Origin of the sequence: Pararhodobacter aggregans (genome assembly GCF_003075525.1) — a bacterium.
Classification (GTDB): Bacteria; Pseudomonadota; Alphaproteobacteria; order Rhodobacterales; family Rhodobacteraceae; genus Pararhodobacter; species Pararhodobacter aggregans.
Genome location: NZ_QDDR01000006.1, coordinates 110,092 through 126,391, shown reverse-complemented (window position 1 = coordinate 126,391; position 16,300 = coordinate 110,092). Strand labels below are relative to the sequence as shown.

Here is a 16,300-nt window from a genome sequence, read left to right as displayed (position 1 = left end):
GCGGGCGCTGCGGCGCGGCATCGCCCCACCTTGGCCCTTGAACGGGATCGGTCCGCACCATAGAAGATGGCTCCGGAAAACACAAACCGGAGGCCCCGATGCCGTTCCTTTCCGACACCATCGCCCGGGTGAAACCCTCGCCCACCATCGCCGTGACGGTGATGGCGGCCGAGCTGAAAGCCGCCGGAAAGGACGTGATCGGCCTCGGTGCCGGCGAGCCCGATTTCGACACGCCGCAGCACATCAAGGACGCCGCCAAGGCGGCGATCGACGCGGGCAAGACGAAATACACCGCCGTCGACGGTATCCCCGAGCTGAAAAAGGCGATCTGCGCCAAGTTCGCGCGCGAGAACGGCCTGACCTACCAGCCGAACCAGGTGACGGTCGGCACCGGCGGCAAGCAGATCCTCTACAACGCCCTGATGGTCACGCTGAACCCGGGCGACGAGGTCATCATCCCCGCGCCCTATTGGGTCAGCTACCCCGACATGGTGCTGCTGGCGGGCGGCACGCCCGTCACCGTCGCCGCCGGGATCGAGACCAGTTTCAAGCTGACGCCCGAGGCGCTGGAAGCGGCGATCACGCCGAAAACCAAGTGGTTCATCTTCAACTCGCCCTCGAACCCGACCGGCGCGGGCTATACCCGCGACGAGCTGAAGGGCCTGACCGATGTGCTGATGCGCCATCCGCATGTCTGGGTGATGTCGGACGACATGTACGAACACCTCGTGTTCGACGATTTCGAGTTCACCAGCCCGGCGCAGATCGAACCCGGCCTCTACGACCGCACGCTGACCTGCAACGGCGTGTCCAAGGCCTATGCCATGACCGGCTGGCGCATCGGCTATGCCGCGGGCCCGGTGGCGCTGATCAAGGCGATGGCGACGATCCAGTCGCAATCGACCTCGAACCCCTGCTCGGTCTCGCAATACGCCGCCCTCGAGGCGCTGACCGGCCCGCAGGATTTCCTCGTCCCGTTCCTCGAGGCCTTCCAGCGCCGCCGCAACCTCGTGGTCGACGGGCTGAACGCCGCGCCCGGCATCACCTGCCCGAAACCCGAGGGCGCCTTCTACGTCTATCCCGACATCTCGGGCTGCATCGGCAAGACCTCGGCCGGCGGCACGCTGATCGAGAATGACGAGATCTTCGCCAAGGCGCTCCTGCAGGAAACCGGCGTCGCCGTGGTCTTCGGCGCGGCCTTCGGCCTCAGCCCCAACTTCCGCGTCAGCTACGCCACCTCGGATTCGGTGCTGGAAGAAGCCTGCACCCGCATCCAGCGCTTCTGCAACGGCCTGACGTAACGGCCTGACGCCAAGGGGGGCGCCCGCCGCCCCCTATCTCTTTGTTCCTCAAATATCCTCAGGGGGGTCCGGGGGGCAGAATGCCCCCCGGCTCGTCGCCCGAGAGCTCGGCGCCGGAGGCGTCGCGGTCGAGGGCGAAACCGCTCCCTTCCAGCCCCAGATAGCCCCGGACGAGCCGCATCGCGCGCCGGAAGAGCGCCTCGCGGTCCGTCTCGCCCGCCAGCCCGGCGGCGTCGATCATGCCCCTCAGCGCCGCCACCAGATCGCGGGCGCTCTCTTCGGGCCGCGCGATGCCGCCCCGTGCCAGAAACCCCGACACCCGCTCCAGGATCGCCGCCTTCAGGGCCTGGGTCTCGGCTTCCAGCGGCAACAGGCTGTCCAGATACTCGAGCGATCGCGCCAGCGTCGGTTGCCCGAGCTGATGGACAATCGCCGCCTCGATCAAACCCGAGAGCCGCGCCTCGAAACCCTGTCCCGTCCCCTCGGCGGTCGCGGCCCGGATATCCTCCAGAAGCTGCTGCCGCTTGGCCCGCAGGATCTCGGCCAGGATCGCCTCCTTGGACGGGAAGTATTGATAGAGCGTGCCGATGCTGATCCCCGCCACCTCAGCCACGCGGTTGGTGGTCAGCCGCTCCAGCCCTTCGGCCACCAGAATGCGAGCCGCCGCTTCCAGAATCGCCTCGACGGTGGCCCGCGCCCGGGCCTGCCGGGGCGTTTTTCTTGGCACAATCGGACCCGACATCGGCGCCTCCGGATGCGAGTTGAGAAACCTGAGCGATTGCTCATTCTTTGCCCATCGCACCCGCCAAGGCAACCCGAGGACACAAGACATGACCTGGACCATTTTCGTGCATCTGCGCGCCACCCCCGCCTGGCTAAGCCTGCCGCCCGCCCAGCGCGACACGATCGCCGCCGAGTGCCTGGCCCTGGCGCTGGTCGATGACCGCGTGACGATGCGTTTCTACGACGCCGAGGCCTTCAGCGGCGCGGCCTCGGATATCGCGGTGTTCGAAACCTCGGACATGCTGGCGTACTATTTCACCATGGAGCGGCTGCGGAACACGCCGCTGATCTCGGCCCCCTATTTCGAGGTGGTGTCGATCACGCCCGCGCTGGAAAACGGCTTTCGCCTGTTCCAGCAGGAGGAGGCGGCGGCATGAGCCCGGCGCTTCACGGCCGAACCGCGCTGGTCACCGGCGGCGCGCGCGGCATCGGGCTTGAGCTGACCCGTCAGCTTGTGGCGCGCGGTTGCCGGGTCATCGCCGTCGGGCAGAGCCAGAGCCATCTTGCAGCGCTGGAACAGGCCTTTCCCGGTGCGGTCGTCACCCGGCGCGCGGATCTGTCCTCGCGGGCCGAGGTCGATACCCTCGTCGCCGATCTGACCCGCGAGCATCCCGACATCGACCTGCTGATCAACAATGCCGGGGTGCAGGTGGAGATGGACCTCTTCGCCCTGCCCCCGGCGCAGGCCACCGAATTCGCCCGGCAGGAGATCGCCACCAACCTCGACGCGGTCGTCGCCCTGACGCTGGGCCTGCTGCCGGTCCTCGCCCGGCAGGAACGGGCGGCGATCGTCACCGTCACCTCGGGCCTCGCCATAGCGCCCAAGGCTGCCTCGCCGGTCTATGGCGCGACCAAGGCGGCGGCGCGCTCGTTCACCCGGGCGCTGCGCTATCAATGCCAGCGCGCCGCGCCGCATCTCCAGATCAGCGAGGCAATCATGTCGCTGGTCGCCACCGACATGACCGAGGGGCGCGGATCGGGCAAGATCACCCCGGCGCAGGCGGCCGCCGCGGTGCTGGCGGGGCTGGAGCGGGGACAGGCCGAGATCTGGGTCGGCAAGGCCAGGCTGCTGCGCCTCGTCAACCGCCTGTCCCCGGGGCTGGCCGCGCGGCTGCTGCGATAGTCCCGGCCGCCGAGCCATACTGGACAAGCGCCGGACCGCATCCTAGCCTCGGCCCGGCAACGGAGGATGCGATGGCCCCTGAGGTGATGCGCGTGGCCGAGACCCCGGCCGACGACCCGCAGGCGGCGGCGACGCTGGCGCGGTCGCTGGGTCCGGGCCCCTTCGCGCTGGTGGTGGTCTTCGTCTCGCCGCGCGCCCCGGAACGCGAGCGTCTGGTGCGCGCCCTTTCGCGCGACCTGGCCCCGGCGCCGGTGATCGGCTGCACCACCGCGGGCGAGATCGCGGCGCAGGGTTACGCCGAGGGGATGATCGTGGCCGCCGCCTTCCCCGCCGCCCATTTCGCCGCCGAACCGCTGCTGATCCCGGACCTGTCGTCGCTCGACGCGCAGGCGGTGATCGGCGACCTGATCCGGGCCCGCGGCGCGCTGGCCCGCAGCCACCCCGATTGGGAGCATGAATTCGTCTACCTGCTGGTCGACGGCCTCTCGGCCAAGGAGGACGAGCTGGCCTCGCTCCTCTCCCCCGGCCTCGGCGCCACGCCGCTGTTCGGCGGCTCGGCGGCGGACGGGACGCGGTTTCTGGAGACCTTCGTCTTCCATGGCGGCAAGGCCTTGCGCAACGCGGCCGTGGTGACGATCCTGCGCACCGCTTGTCCGGTCAAGGTCTTCAAATTCGACCATTTCCGCCCGACCGATACCCGCATGGTGGTGACCCGCGCCGATCCCGCCCGCCGCACGGTGCAGGCGATCAACGCCGAACCCGCCGCCCGCGAATATGCCCGGCTGCTGGGCAAGGACCCGGGCCAGCTGACCCCCTTCACCTTCGCCGCCCATCCGGTCGTGGTGCGCGTCGGCGGGCGCCACCATGTCCGCTCGATCCGGCAGGTGGACGAGAATGGCGATCTGATCTTCTATTCCGCCATTGACGAGGGGCTGGTGCTGACGCTGGCCGAACCCCTCGACATGGCCGATCATCTGGCGGGGGCGCTGGCCGGGCTGACCGGCGCCCAGCGCCCCGCGGCGATCCTGGCCTGCGATTGCGTGCTGCGCCGGATGGAGGCGCAGGAAAAGCAGCTGACCGGCCGCATCTCGACCCTCTTGCGTGACCATGGCGTGACCGGCTTTTCCACCTATGGCGAACAGCTGAACGCCATGCATGTGAACCAGACCCTGACCGGCGTCGCCCTCTATCCGCCCGGAGCGGCCCCGTGAGCCCGCGCAGCCTTCTGAACCCCGAGGACAGCCCGGCCCGGCAGACCGACAAGCTCCTGCAGATCGTCGAGGTGCTGATGCGCCGGGTCGAGCAGGGCACGGACCTGTCGGGTGCCGCCTATGCCCAGTTCGAGCGCGCGGCGATGCTGGAGGAACAGGTCCGCGCCCGCACCCGCGAGCTGGAGGCGGCGCTGGACCTTCTGAACCAGTCGAACGCCCGCCTCGCCGCCGCCAACCGCGAGACCGAGGCCGCGCGCCGCAACCTCGCCGATGCCATCGAGACGGTGCAGGAGGGCTTCGGCCTTTTTGGGCCCGACGACGTGCTGGTCATGTGCAATTCGCGCTTCGGCCTGCAGCTGAGCGACATCCAGCCGGCGCTGGTCCCGGGCCTCAGCTTCGCCCGCTATGTCGAGCTGGTCAGCGGCTCGGGCCAGCTGTCCCTGCCCGAGGGGGTCAGCGCCCAGGATTGGGCCGTGCTGCGCCTCAGGCGCCACCGCGACCGCTCGACCAACTTCACCGTGGCGCTGAGGGGCGACCGCTGGCTGCAGGTCAGCGAGCATCGCACCGGCGATGGCGGCACGGTGATCCTGCAGACCGATGTCACCGACATCATCCGCGCCGAACGCGAGGCCCGCGGGCGACTTCTGGACGATCAGGCGCGGATCGTGCGGGCGACGCTTGACCATATCAGCCAGGGCGTCTGCATCTTCGATGCCGAGGCGCGGATGATCGGCTGGAACGAACGCGCCGCCGAATTGCTGGCCGTGAACCGCACCCGTTTCCGCCCCGGCCTTGCCTTCGACGATCTGGCCGGGCGCCTCTCGCCCGGCTCGCTGCGCTTCGAGGGGTTGCGCGCCTGGGTCGCGGGGCCGACACCGCGCCAGCCGCTGCGCTTCGAGGTGACGCGCGAAGGGGGCGTGGTGCTCGATGCCTTCGCGCAGGAGATGCCGGACGGCGGTTTCGTCATCTCCTTCACCGATGTCACCGCCGAACGCCGGGCCATCGCCGGGCTGTCGCGCGCCAACGAGACGCTGGAAGCCCGCGTCGCCGCCCGCACGCTGGAACTGGGCGAGGCGCTGGCCCATGCCGAGCGCGCCAATGCCACCCGCTCGCGCTTCGTCGCCGCCGCCAGCCACGACCTGCTGCAACCGCTCTCGGCCGCCAAGCTGTTCCTCGCCTCGATGGAGGACGAGGATCTGAACCCCCGCGCGCTGGACGCGCTGGGCAAGACCCGCTCGGCCCTGCAATCGGTCGAGACGATCCTCGACGCGCTGCTCGACATCTCGCGGCTGGAAAGCGGGCGGCTCTCGGTACGCCCCCAGCCCGTGCCGCTGGGTCCGCTGCTGGCCCGTCTGGCCGAGGAATTCGCCCCGGTGGCGGCCGACAGGGGCCTCAGCCTGCGCCTGCGCCCGACCGGTGCCGTGGTCGTCTCGGACCCGACCTGGCTGCGGCGCATCCTGCAGAACCTGATCGGCAATGCGATCCGCTACACCGACCGGGGCGGGGTGCTGGTCGGCGTGCGCCATACCGCCGCCGGGATCCGGGCCGAGGTCACCGACACCGGCCCCGGCATCCCCGAGGCCGACCGCGAGGCGATCTTCCGCGAGTTCCACCGCCTCAACGCCCGCGCCTCGGCGTCCGAGGGGATGGGCCTCGGCCTCGCCATCGTCGAGCGCGCCTCGGCGCTGCTGGGCCACGCGGTGACGCTCGATTCCCGCCTGGGCCGCGGCTCGCGCTTCGTCCTGCATCTGGGCCCCCCGGCCGAGGCCCCCGCCGCCGCGCCGCCCGCGCCGCCCGTCCCCCGCCCCGACCTGCCGCGCGACCTGATCGGCCTGCTGGTCGCCGCCGACAGCGACATGCGCCGCGCGCTGACGCATCTGCTGGACGGCTGGGGCGTCAATATCCTCGACGTACCCGACCCGGCCGAGGCGCTGGCGCTGATCGAGGAAATCGGCCTGCCGCCCGATTTCGTGCTGATCGACGCCCGCGCCGGGGACGAGGAAGCGGGCCTTGCCCTGATGCAGGACCTTTCCCGCCGCCATGGCCCCCTGCCCGCGCGCCTGCTGACCGCGACCCGCGCCGAACCGCTGCGGCTGCGCGCGCTCCGCGCCGGGGTGCCGCTGCTCTACAAACCCCTCGACACCGGGCTCCTGCAACGCTTCGTCGCCTCTGCCGCGCGCCGCGACTGAGCGACCTGTCCATTGGTCGCAAGCCCCCGCTCGGCGCTTGTATCGCGCCCGGCCCGCCCCCAGTATGGCCCGACGATCAGGGAGGATCCGGCGTGAGCCATCGCGACATCGCCAGCATTGACGCCGTTCAGGACATGCTGGCCGGCCAGAACTACATCTGCGGGCGCTCGCTCGCCACCGTCACCTTCCTCGCCCTGAAACTCGGCCGGCCGCTGTTTCTGGAAGGCGAGGCCGGCACCGGCAAGACCGAGATCGCCAAGGCCATCGCCGCCGCGCTGGGCCGTCGCCTGATCCGCCTGCAATGCTACGAAGGGCTGGATGCGGCCTCGGCCGTCTATGAATGGAACTTCGCCGCGCAGATGGTGGCGATCCGCGCCGCCGAAGCCACCGGCACCGGCGCCGAGAGCCTGCGCACCGACCTCTTCGGCCCCGAGTATCTGATCGAGCGCCCGCTCCTGCAGGCCATGCGCCCGCAGGACGGCGGCGCGCCCGTCCTCCTGATCGACGAGATCGACCGCACGGACGAACCCTTCGAGGCCTTCCTGCTGGAAGCGCTCGGCGATTTCCAGGTGACGATCCCCGAACTCGGCACCATCAAGGCGCCCGAGCCGCCGATCGTCATCCTCACCTCGAACCGCACGCGCGAAGTGCATGACGCGCTCAAGCGCCGCTGCCTCTACCATTGGGTCGACTACCCGACTTTCGCCCGCGAGACCGAGATCCTGCAGGCCCGCGTCCCCGAGGCCGCCGCCGGGCTCAGCCGCGAGGTGGTGGCCTTCGTCCAGCGCCTGCGGGGCGAGGATCTGTTCAAGCGCCCGGGCGTGGCGGAAACCATCGACTGGGCCAAATGCCTCCTCGCCCTCGACGTGATTGCCCTCAGCCCCGAGGTGATCGCCGACACATTGGGCGCGATCCTCAAGTATCAGGACGACATCGCCCGCCTGCAGGGCTCCGAGGCCAAGCGCCTGCTGGACGACGCCAAGAAAGCCCTCGAAACCGCGTGATCTTTGCGCCCCAAATATCCCACGGGGGTCCGGGGGTGTGAAACCCCCGGGCGCCGCCAAAAGCGAGACGCAAGATTGGCCGAGCCCGCGCTGCCCCTGCCCGACGACCCCAAGCTCACGGCGAATCTGACGCATTTCGCCCGCGCGCTGCGGAAGGCCGGGCTGCCGGTCGGCCCCGGCCGGGTGCTGACCGCCATCGAGGCGGTGCGCGCCGCGGGCTTTTCCCGGCGCGAGGATTTCTACTGGACCCTGCACGCGGTCTTCGTCTCGCGGCCTGAGGAGAGGCAGGTCTTTCATCAGGTCTTTCGCCTCTTCTGGCGCGATCCGCGCTACATGGAGCATATGATGGCGCTGCTCCTGCCCGCCGTGCGCGGGGTGCAGGAGGAAGAGCGCGCGGCCTCCGCCGCCAAGCGCGCGGCCGAGGCGCTGCTTGACGGGGCCGAACCGCCCGCCCCGCCCGCCCGGGACGAGGACGAGGACGAGGACGCGCTGATCGAGATCGACGCGAGCTTCACCGCCTCGGCCGAGGAAAAGCTGCGCGCCCTCGATTTCGAGCAGATGAATGCCGAGGAGGCGGCAGCGGCCCGGCGGATGCTGGCCCGCCTCTCGCTGCCGGTGAAGCCCCTGAAAACCCGCCGCCTGACCGCCGATCCGCTCGGCTCCCGCCCTGACTGGCGCCGCACGCTCAGGGGCGCGATGCGCACCGGCGGCGAGGTGCTGACGCTGGCCCGCCGCAAGCCCGCGACGCGCTGGCCGGCGCTGGTCGTGCTCTGCGATATCTCGGGCTCCATGGCCTCCTATTCGCGGATGGTGCTGCATTTCGTCCATGCCGTCGCCAACCGGCAGGGCCAGGGTTGGGCCCGGGTCCATGCCTTCACCTTCGGCACAAGGCTGACCAACATCACCCGGCATCTGGCGACCCGCGACGTGGACGCCGCGCTCAACGCGGCCGGGCACGAGGCGCGGGACTGGCAGGGCGGCACCCGGATCGGCGCCTGCCTGCACGACTTCAACCGCGACTGGTCGCGCCGGGTGCTGGGTCAGGGGGCGGTGGTGCTGCTGATTACGGACGGGCTTGACCGCGACGATCCGGCGCTGCTGACCAAGGAGATGGAGCGCCTGCACCTTTCGGCCCGGCGGCTCATCTGGCTGAACCCGCTTCTGCGCTGGGACGGGTTCGCGCCGCGCGCGCAGGGCGTGCGGGCCATGCTGCCGCATGTCGACACGCTGAGGGCCGGGCATTCCATCGCCTCGCTTGAGGCTTTGGCCGAGGCGCTGTCGGATCCGCGCGACCGGGGCGAGAAGGCGCGGCTGATGGCGATGCTGAACGGCTGAGGGCTGCCGGGCGCCGCCGCCCTGGGGGAATTCCGGGTCGATCACAGAAATATCAACGCCTTGCCCGCCTTTGATTCATGGCTCCTGCACGATTGCGACCGAAGGTCGCGCCTGCGCCCCCTTGGCATTCCGGCCCGTCCACCCCATCTGGATTGCAACGGCCGCGCTCTCCCTCCCAGCGGCCAGGCGACCCCGTCAGCCCATGGGGTCACACCTGCCGCCGCGCCTTCCTCCCGGGCGCGGCGGTCTTGGTTTCAGGCCCCCCGACACGCCCTTCGCGCCCCCGTCGCAGCGTGTCTTCGGAACAAGCCGGGCCTCCGGGCGTTGATAGGCAACTGGAACGCTCAGAGGAGTTGCCATGCGACGCCCCCTTAAGACGACGACCGCGCTGGTCACCAGCTTCGCGCTGGCCGTGCCCGTGACCTTCCCGGCAATGGCCCAGGAGGGCCGCAGCCGGGCGGACATCCAGGCCGAGGTCTGCACCGACGCCATGACGCAGGACGAATGCAACGTCGCCGTGTCCGAGGCCAGCCAGGCTCAGGGCGGCAACGCCGAGGCCGAGGAAGACGCGCAGCCGCAAGCCGAAGCGGAAGCCGCGCCGGAGGCCGATGTGGGTGCGACTGTCGAAGGCAGCGCGCCCTCGCTCGAGACGCTGACCGAACAGCTGGGCGGCGCCGTCCAGGGCGAAGCGCCCGCCGATGCGCTGCAACCCGAAGCGCAAGCCGAGGCCCCGGTCGAGGCCCAGCCGGAAGCCCAGCCCGAGGTTCAGGCCGAAGCGCCGGCCGAAACCCCCGTCGAGGCACAACCCGAAGCACAGGCGGAAGCCCCCGCCGAGGTGCAGCCCGAAATTCCCGCCGAGGCTCAGGCCGAGGCGCCCGTAGAGGCCGTGCCCGAGACCGCGCCGCAGGCCGAGGCTCAGGCCCCCGCCGAAACGCCGGTCGCGCCGCAGGCCGAGGTCCAGGCCGAAACCCCGGTCGATCCGCGACCCCAGGCGGAAGCCACCACCGAAGCCACCACCGAAGCCGCGCCTGACGCGACCGCCGAGGAAGAACCCTCGACCCTCGACCGCATCGTGAACGCGCTGGGCGGCGGCTCGGACGAGGAGGCGACGGCCGAGGGCGAGGCCCAGACCGAAGCGACCACCGAAGCGACCACCGAAGACGCCACGACCGAGGGTGAAACCGCGCCTGACGCGACCGCCGAGACCGCGACCGAGGAAGAGCCCTCGACGCTCGACCGGATCGTCAACGCGCTGGGCGGCGGCTCGGACGAGGCCGAGGCCACCGCCGAGACCGAACAGGACGTGATCCCGACCGAACCCTCGGACGCCGCGGCCGAAGCCGCGACCGGCGAAGCCGAGGCGCCGCTCGCCGCCACCGAAGCCGGTGACGTGGTCGAGGAAAGCACCGAGACGGTGACCGAGGACAACGCCCGCCTCTCGTCCGAGGATTACGCCCGCACCGACACCACCGCCGCCCCCGAGGGCGAGGCCGCGGCCCAGCAGGCCCAGGGCCAGCAGGAAGACGACAATTTCAACCGCTTCCTGCAAGGCGCGCTGGTCGGTGCCGCCGGGGCGCTGGTCGTCGGCGCGTTGCTCAATGACAACCGCGAGGTTGTCGGCACCTCGCCCGACCGCGTGGTGGTGCGCGACCGCAACGGCCATCTGCAGGTCCTGCGCGACGATGACGCGATCCTGCGCCAGCCGGGCAGCGAGGTCACGACCCGCCGCTATTCGGACGGCTCGTCGGAAACCGTGGTCCTGCAACGCGACGGCAGCCAGGTGGTGACGGTGCGCAACGCCGAGGCCCGCGTGGTCAAGCGCGTGGTGATCCACCCCGATGGCTCGCGTACCATCCTCTTCGACGACACCCAGACCTACGAGCCCGTGGTGATCGCCGATCTGCCCGAGCCCAACCGTCAGGCCCCGCGCCAGGTGGATCCGCAGGACGAACGGGCGCTGCGCGTGGCGCTGGAAAGCCAGGCGCCGGTTGGCCGCGCCTTCTCGCTCAACCAGATCCGTCAGATCGACCGGGTGCGCTATCTGGCCCCGGCGGCGCAGGTGCAGAACATCACCTTCGACACCGGCTCGGCGGCGATCTCTCCCGATGAGGCGCGCAACCTGCTGGCGCTGGGCGAGCTGATGACCAGCATGATCGCCGAGAACCCGAACGAGGTGTTCCTGATCGAGGGCCACACCGACGCCGTGGGCAGCGATGTGATGAACCTGACGCTGTCCGACCGCCGCGCGGAATCGGTGGCCCGGGCGCTGACCGAATATTTCGGGGTCTCGCCCGCGAACATGGTGCTGCAGGGCTATGGCGAAAGCGATCTGCGCATCCGCACCGAGGCCGCGGAACGCGAGAACCGCCGCGTGGTGGTCCGCCGCATCACGCCGCTGCTGCAGGTCGCCTCGAACTGATCTGCGGTCTTCGGACCCTCGCCCCCGGCGCCCTTCGGTGCCGGGGGTTTTCCGTTGCCCTGCCCGGCCCTGCCCCAAAGGTCGCGCTGGCCTTCGGCCGAAACCGACCGCATAGTATGGAGCAGGAGGATCCCGCCAATGCAGCCTGACGCCCCGCAGCACGACCGCATCCCCGAAATCGCCCTCGACTGGCACCGCTCCGGCAAGGGCGCGGCGCTGGCCACGGTGATCGAGACCTGGGGCTCGGCCCCCCGCCAGCCCGGCTCGCAACTGGCGATTTCCGGCGAGGGCGAGATCATGGGCTCGGTCTCGGGCGGTTGCGTCGAGGGCGCGGTGGTGGTCGAGGCGCTGGAAACCTTGGCCGACGGCACGCCCCGGGTCCTGACCTTCGGCGTGACGGACGAGACGGCGTTTTCGGTGGGGCTGGCCTGCGGCGGCACGATCCGGGTGCTGGTCGAACCCATCGGCAAGGGCATGCCCGAGGCGATGCTGGCCGCCGTGGTCGAGGCCCGCGCGGCCCGCAAGCCGCTGGCCTATGGCGTGACGGTCGAGGGCTGGGCGCGGCGGCTTCTGGGCCCCTCCGACCTGCCGGAGAGGTTCCGGGCCGACCGCTCGGGCATGGAGGAAACGGGCGAGTTCATCGCCCTTTTCAACCCGCCGCTCCGGATGCTGATCGTCGGCGCCGTGCATATCGCGCAGGCGCTGGTGCCGATGGCCAAGCTCGCGGGCTATGACCCGGTGCTGATCGACCCGCGCGACGCCTTCGCCAGCGAGGGGCGTTTTCCGGGCACGGTGATCCGCCACGACTGGCCGGATGAGGGGCTGCTGGCCGAGGGGCTGGATGCGCGCACGGCCGTTGTGACGCTGACCCATGACACCAAGCTGGACGATCCGGCGATCGTCGCGGCGCTGGGGTCCGAGGTGTTCTATCTGGGCTGCCTCGGCTCCACCCGCACCCATGCCAAGCGGCTGGAACGGCTGCGCGCGGCGGGGATCACCGAGGCGCAGATCGCCCGGATCCACGCCCCCGTGGGCCTCGACATCGGCGCCAAGACCCCGGCCGAGATCGCCGTCTCGGTGCTGGCGCAGGTGACGCAGGTGTTGAGACAGGCGTGATGGACTTCGGGCCCGTCGACCTTTCGGACGCGCTGGGGGCGGTGCTGGCGCATTCGGTGCCGCTGCCGGGCGGACGGCTGAAGAAGGGCAAGCTGCTGGACGCCGGCGACATCGCCGCCCTGCGCGACGCGGGCCGCGACCGGGTGATCGCCGCGCGGCTTGGGCCCGACGACATGGGCGAGGATGCGGCGGCGCTGGCGCTGGCCGAGGCGCTGGTGGCGGGCTCGCAGGGGCTGGACTTGCAGCCGGTCGGCACCGGACGGGTCAATGTCATGGCCAAGAGCGCCGGGATCGCCCGGATCGACCCGGCGAAGGTGGCGGCGGTCAACAACGCGGATCCGGCGATCACCCTCGCCACGGTGCCGGAATGGCACCGGATGGAGCCGCGCGGCATGGTCGCCACCGTGAAGATCATCGCCTATGGGCTTGAGAAGACGTCCGTTTCCGCCGCCTGCGAGGCCGGGCGCGGGGCGCTGGATCTGGCGCTGCCGGTGCTGACGGACGCGGTGATGATCGAGACCGTGGTCGGCGACGGGCTGGGCGACAAGGGCCACCGCGTCACCGGGGAGCGACTTCAGCGGCTGGGTGTGAAGCTCGGGCCGGAAGTGCTTGTTCCCCATGACGAAACCGCGCTGGCCGAGTCGCTGGCGCAGGCCCGGGGCGCGCTGATCCTGATCCTCACCGCCTCGGCCACCTCGGATATCCGCGACGTGGCGCCCTCGGCGCTCAGGCGCGCGGGCGGTGTGGTCGAGCATTTCGGCATGCCGGTCGATCCCGGCAACCTGTTGTTCATCGGATCGCTGGACGGCGTGCCGGTGGTGGGCCTGCCCGGCTGCGCCCGCTCGCCCGCGCTGAACGGCGCCGACTGGGTGCTGGAGCGGCTGATCTGCGGCGTGCCGGTGACGGGCGCCGATATCCGGGGCATGGGCGTGGGGGGCCTGCTCAAGGACATCCCGACCCGCCCCCGGCCACGCGACCGAAAAGGTTAAGGCAACAGCAGCGAGGCGTCGCCGTAGGAGAAGAAGCGGTAACGCTCAGTGACCGCGTGGTCATAGATCGCGCGGATCCGCTCTGCCCCCATCAGCGCCGAGACCAGCATCAGCAGCGTAGATTTCGGCAGGTGGAAATTTGTCAGCAGCCCGTTCGCCGCGTGGAAGGTGAAACCCGGGTAGATGAAGATATCCGTCTCGCCCCGCCAGGGCTCGACCCGGCCGGAACGCGCAGCACTCTCGATCAGCCTGAGCGCCGTGGTGCCGACCGGGATGACCCGCCCGCCCGCGGCTTTCGTCACGTTGATCTGCGCGGCCGCCTCGGGCGTGACCTCGCCCCATTCGGCGTGCATGCGGTGGGTGGTCACGTCTTCCACCTTGACCGGCAAGAAGGTGCCGGCGCCGACATGCAGCGTCACCTCGGTGAAATCGACACCCATCGCGCGCAGGGCATCGAGCAGCGGCTGGTCGAAATGCAGGCTGGCGGTGGGCGCCGCCACCGCGCCGCGCTCACGGGCGAAAACCGGCTGGTAATCCTCGCGGTCCTGGGCATCGGCCGGGCGGCGGCTTTCGATATAGGGCGGCAGCGGCATGCGGCCCGCTTCCTCCAGCGCGGCGTCGAAGGCGGGGCCGGTCAGGTCGAAGGCCAGCACCGCCTCGGTCTCGTCCTTGCCGGACACCACGGCCGTGAGCCCTGCCCCGAAGTCCAGACGGTCGCCCGGGGCCAGCTTGCGCAGGGGCCGCGCCAGCACCCGCCACCCGCCCGAGGGTTCGGGGTTCAGAAGCGTCACCTCGACCTTGGCCCGGCCCGAGCCGTCCTTCGTGTCGCGCAGGCGCTCGCCGAAGAGGCGCGCGGGAATGACGCGGGTGTTGTTCAGGACCAGCCGGTCGCCGGGGCGCAGGATGTCGACCAGATCGCGGACATGGCGGTCGGCGATCGCGTCCCCCTCGGCCAGCAGCAGCCGCGCGGCGGGGCGCGGCTTCATCGGCCGGGTGGCGATCAGATCCTCGGGCAGGTCAAAATCAAAATCGCTGAGCTTCACGCGGCCGATCCTTCACTTTTCCACCCCGCCCCCCTTTATCCCCGCGCCCGCCCGACTACAACTTAGGCAACCACAGGAGAGCACCATGGATATCGGCGACAAGGCCCCCGACTTCACCGCCCCCGATCAGGACGGCAACAGCGTCACGCTCAGCGGTCTGCGCGGCCAGCCCGTGGTCCTGTACTTCTACCCCAAGGACGACACCCCCGGCTGCACACAGGAAGCCAAGGATTTCACCGAACTGGGCCATGCCTTCGAGGCGGCCGGCGCGGTGGTGATCGGCGTCAGCAAGGACAGCGTGAAGAAGCACGAGAAGTTCAGGCTGAAGCACGATCTGGGCGTGATCCTGGTTTCCGATGAGGAAGGCGACATCTGCGAGCGTTATGGCGTCTGGGGCGAGAAATCCATGTATGGCAAGACCTTCATGGGCATCACCCGCGCCACCTTCCTGATCGACGGTCAGGGGCAGATCGCCCGGATCTGGCCCAAGGTCAGCGTCAAGGGCCATGCCGAAGAGGTGCTGGCCGCGGTCGAGGCGATGGTGCGCCCGGCCTGAGGGCCCTTTCCCGGCCTGCCCTTGCCTGAGGGGGCCGGACCTTATATCAGACCGACCAGACAGGGGGCCGCCGCGGCCCCCTCTCCCGATGCTGAACAGGTGATCCGATGCGCGCAGAAACCCAGAACACGGTCGAGGCGATCCAGAAGTCGCTGCACCTGCTTGCGCAACGGATGGATTGGGAAACCGCCAAGCACCGGCTCGAGGAATTCGACGCGATGATCGAGGACCCGAACCTGTGGAACGACCCGGCCCGCGCCCAGAAGCTGATGCGCGAGCGTCAGCAGCTGATGGAAGCGGTCTCGACCTACGAGACGATCAGCCGCGACCTGAACGACAATGTCGAGCTGATCGAACTCGGCGAGATGGAAGACGACAAGGATGTCGTGGCCGAGGCCGAAGCGGCGCTGAAGGCGCTGGGCGAGAAGGCGGCGGCGAAAGAGCTGGAGGCGCTGCTGGACGGCGAGGCCGACGGCAACGACACCTTCCTCGAGATCAACGCCGGCGCCGGCGGGACCGAGGCCTGCGACTGGGCCGAAATGTTGCAGCGCATGTATGTCCGCTGGGCGGAGAAGCGCGGCTACAAGGTGGAACTGCAATCCGAGGAAGCGGGCGCCGAGGCGGGGATCAAATCGGCCTCCTACCGGATCAGCGGGCCCAATGCCTATGGCTGGCTGAAGTCGGAATCGGGCGTGCATCGCCTCGTGCGCATTTCGCCCTTCGGCAAGGGCACGCGCGAGACGTCCTTCGCCTCGATCTGGGTCTATCCGGTGGTTGACGACAATATCGAGATCGAGGTTCCGGCCAACGAGATCCGCATCGACACCTACCGCTCGTCGGGCGCCGGTGGCCAGCACGTCAACACCACCGACTCGGCGGTGCGGATCACCCACATTCCGACCGGGATCGTGGTGACCAGCTCGATGAAATCCCAGCACCAGAACCGCGAGGCGGCGATGAACGCGCTGAAGGCGCGGCTCTATCAGATGGAGCTGGACAAGCGGAACGCGGCGATCACCGCGGCGCATGAGAACAAGGGCGATGCCGGTTGGGGCAACCAGATCCGCAGCTATGTGCTGCAGCCCTACCAGATGGTCAAGGATCTGCGGACCCAGCACGAGACCTCGGACACGCAGGGGGTGCTGGACGGCGATCTGGACGGCTTCATGGCCGCCACGCTGGCCCAGCAGGTCGCAGGCAAGAGCCGCGCCGACGCGCAGGGCGACTGAGC

Annotated in this window: 14 protein-coding genes; 12 read left to right on the top strand and 2 right to left on the bottom strand. The window is 70.0% G+C overall.

The genetic code is table 11. From position 1 onward, the window contains the following. Positions 1–98 precede the first annotated feature (98 nt). Entirely contained in the window at positions 99–1,301 is a 1,203-nt protein-coding gene (locus tag DDE23_RS12665; protein WP_107752108.1) for a pyridoxal phosphate-dependent aminotransferase, read from the top strand. 58 nt (positions 1,302–1,359) lie between these two features. On the opposite strand, the gene DDE23_RS12660 is transcribed toward DDE23_RS12665, so the two are convergent. Continuing rightward, complete coding sequence (locus DDE23_RS12660) at positions 1,360–2,043, bottom strand: TetR/AcrR family transcriptional regulator (RefSeq protein WP_170121849.1); 684 nt, start codon at positions 2,041–2,043, stop codon at positions 1,360–1,362. Between the two features lie 88 nt (positions 2,044–2,131). Here DDE23_RS12660 and DDE23_RS25075 point away from each other — a divergent pair, with 88 nt between their 5' ends. From DDE23_RS25075 to DDE23_RS12615, 9 genes are all read left to right on the top strand, one after another. After that, on the top strand, positions 2,132–2,461 hold the full coding sequence (locus tag DDE23_RS25075) for a darcynin family protein (protein ID WP_157958018.1): 330 nt from the start codon (positions 2,132–2,134) through the stop codon (positions 2,459–2,461). Further along, positions 2,458–3,207: an SDR family oxidoreductase gene (locus DDE23_RS12650; RefSeq protein WP_107752106.1), complete on the top strand. Its 750-nt coding sequence runs from the start codon at positions 2,458–2,460 to the stop codon at positions 3,205–3,207. Before DDE23_RS25075 ends, DDE23_RS12650 begins: the two co-directional genes overlap by 4 nt. Positions 3,208–3,278: 71 nt before the next feature. Then, a complete protein-coding gene (locus DDE23_RS12645; protein WP_107752105.1) occupies positions 3,279–4,418 on the top strand; it encodes an FIST N-terminal domain-containing protein in 1,140 nt (379 codons plus the stop codon). Further along, positions 4,415–6,607, top strand: a complete 2,193-nt coding sequence (locus DDE23_RS12640) for a PAS-domain containing protein (RefSeq protein WP_238149972.1) — start codon at positions 4,415–4,417, stop codon at positions 6,605–6,607. Before DDE23_RS12645 ends, DDE23_RS12640 begins: the two co-directional genes overlap by 4 nt. 134 nt (positions 6,608–6,741) lie before the next feature. Then, positions 6,742–7,611, top strand: coding sequence for an AAA family ATPase (locus DDE23_RS12635; protein WP_107752272.1), 870 nt, complete (start codon positions 6,742–6,744; stop codon positions 7,609–7,611). Between the two features lie 75 nt (positions 7,612–7,686). Then, on the top strand, positions 7,687–8,946 hold the full coding sequence (locus DDE23_RS12630; protein WP_107752104.1) for a vWA domain-containing protein: 1,260 nt from the start codon (positions 7,687–7,689) through the stop codon (positions 8,944–8,946). Between the two features lie 358 nt (positions 8,947–9,304). Then, positions 9,305–11,365 (top strand): OmpA family protein, encoded by a 2,061-nt coding sequence (locus DDE23_RS25420; protein WP_107752103.1) that lies wholly within the window; start codon positions 9,305–9,307, stop codon positions 11,363–11,365. A 138-nt stretch (positions 11,366–11,503) separates the two neighbouring features. Further along, positions 11,504–12,481, top strand: a complete 978-nt coding sequence (locus tag DDE23_RS12620; protein WP_107752102.1) for an XdhC family protein — start codon at positions 11,504–11,506, stop codon at positions 12,479–12,481. Continuing rightward, a complete protein-coding gene (locus DDE23_RS12615) occupies positions 12,481–13,470 on the top strand; it encodes a molybdopterin-binding protein (protein WP_107752101.1) in 990 nt (329 codons plus the stop codon). The genes DDE23_RS12620 and DDE23_RS12615 overlap by 1 nt, the downstream gene beginning before the upstream one ends. Here the strand turns inward: DDE23_RS12615 and queA are convergent. Continuing rightward, positions 13,467–14,513 carry a tRNA preQ1(34) S-adenosylmethionine ribosyltransferase-isomerase QueA gene (gene queA, locus DDE23_RS12610; RefSeq protein WP_107752100.1) on the bottom strand — a complete coding sequence of 349 codons (1,047 nt, stop codon included), beginning with the start codon at positions 14,511–14,513 and terminating at the stop codon, positions 13,467–13,469. The two genes, DDE23_RS12615 and queA, sit on opposite strands and share 4 nt — an antisense overlap. Positions 14,514–14,598: 85 nt before the next feature. Here queA and bcp point away from each other — a divergent pair, with 85 nt between their 5' ends. Together bcp and prfB are read left to right on the top strand one after the other, a co-directional pair. Further along, the gene (gene bcp, locus DDE23_RS12605; protein WP_107752099.1) at positions 14,599–15,069 is read left to right on the top strand and encodes a thioredoxin-dependent thiol peroxidase; all 471 of its coding nucleotides are present in this window, start codon (positions 14,599–14,601) and stop codon (positions 15,067–15,069) included. A 107-nt stretch (positions 15,070–15,176) separates the two neighbouring features. After that, a complete protein-coding gene (gene prfB / locus DDE23_RS12600; protein ID WP_107752098.1) occupies positions 15,177–16,298 on the top strand; it encodes a peptide chain release factor 2 in 1,122 nt (373 codons plus the stop codon). Positions 16,299–16,300: the final 2 nt, after the last annotated feature.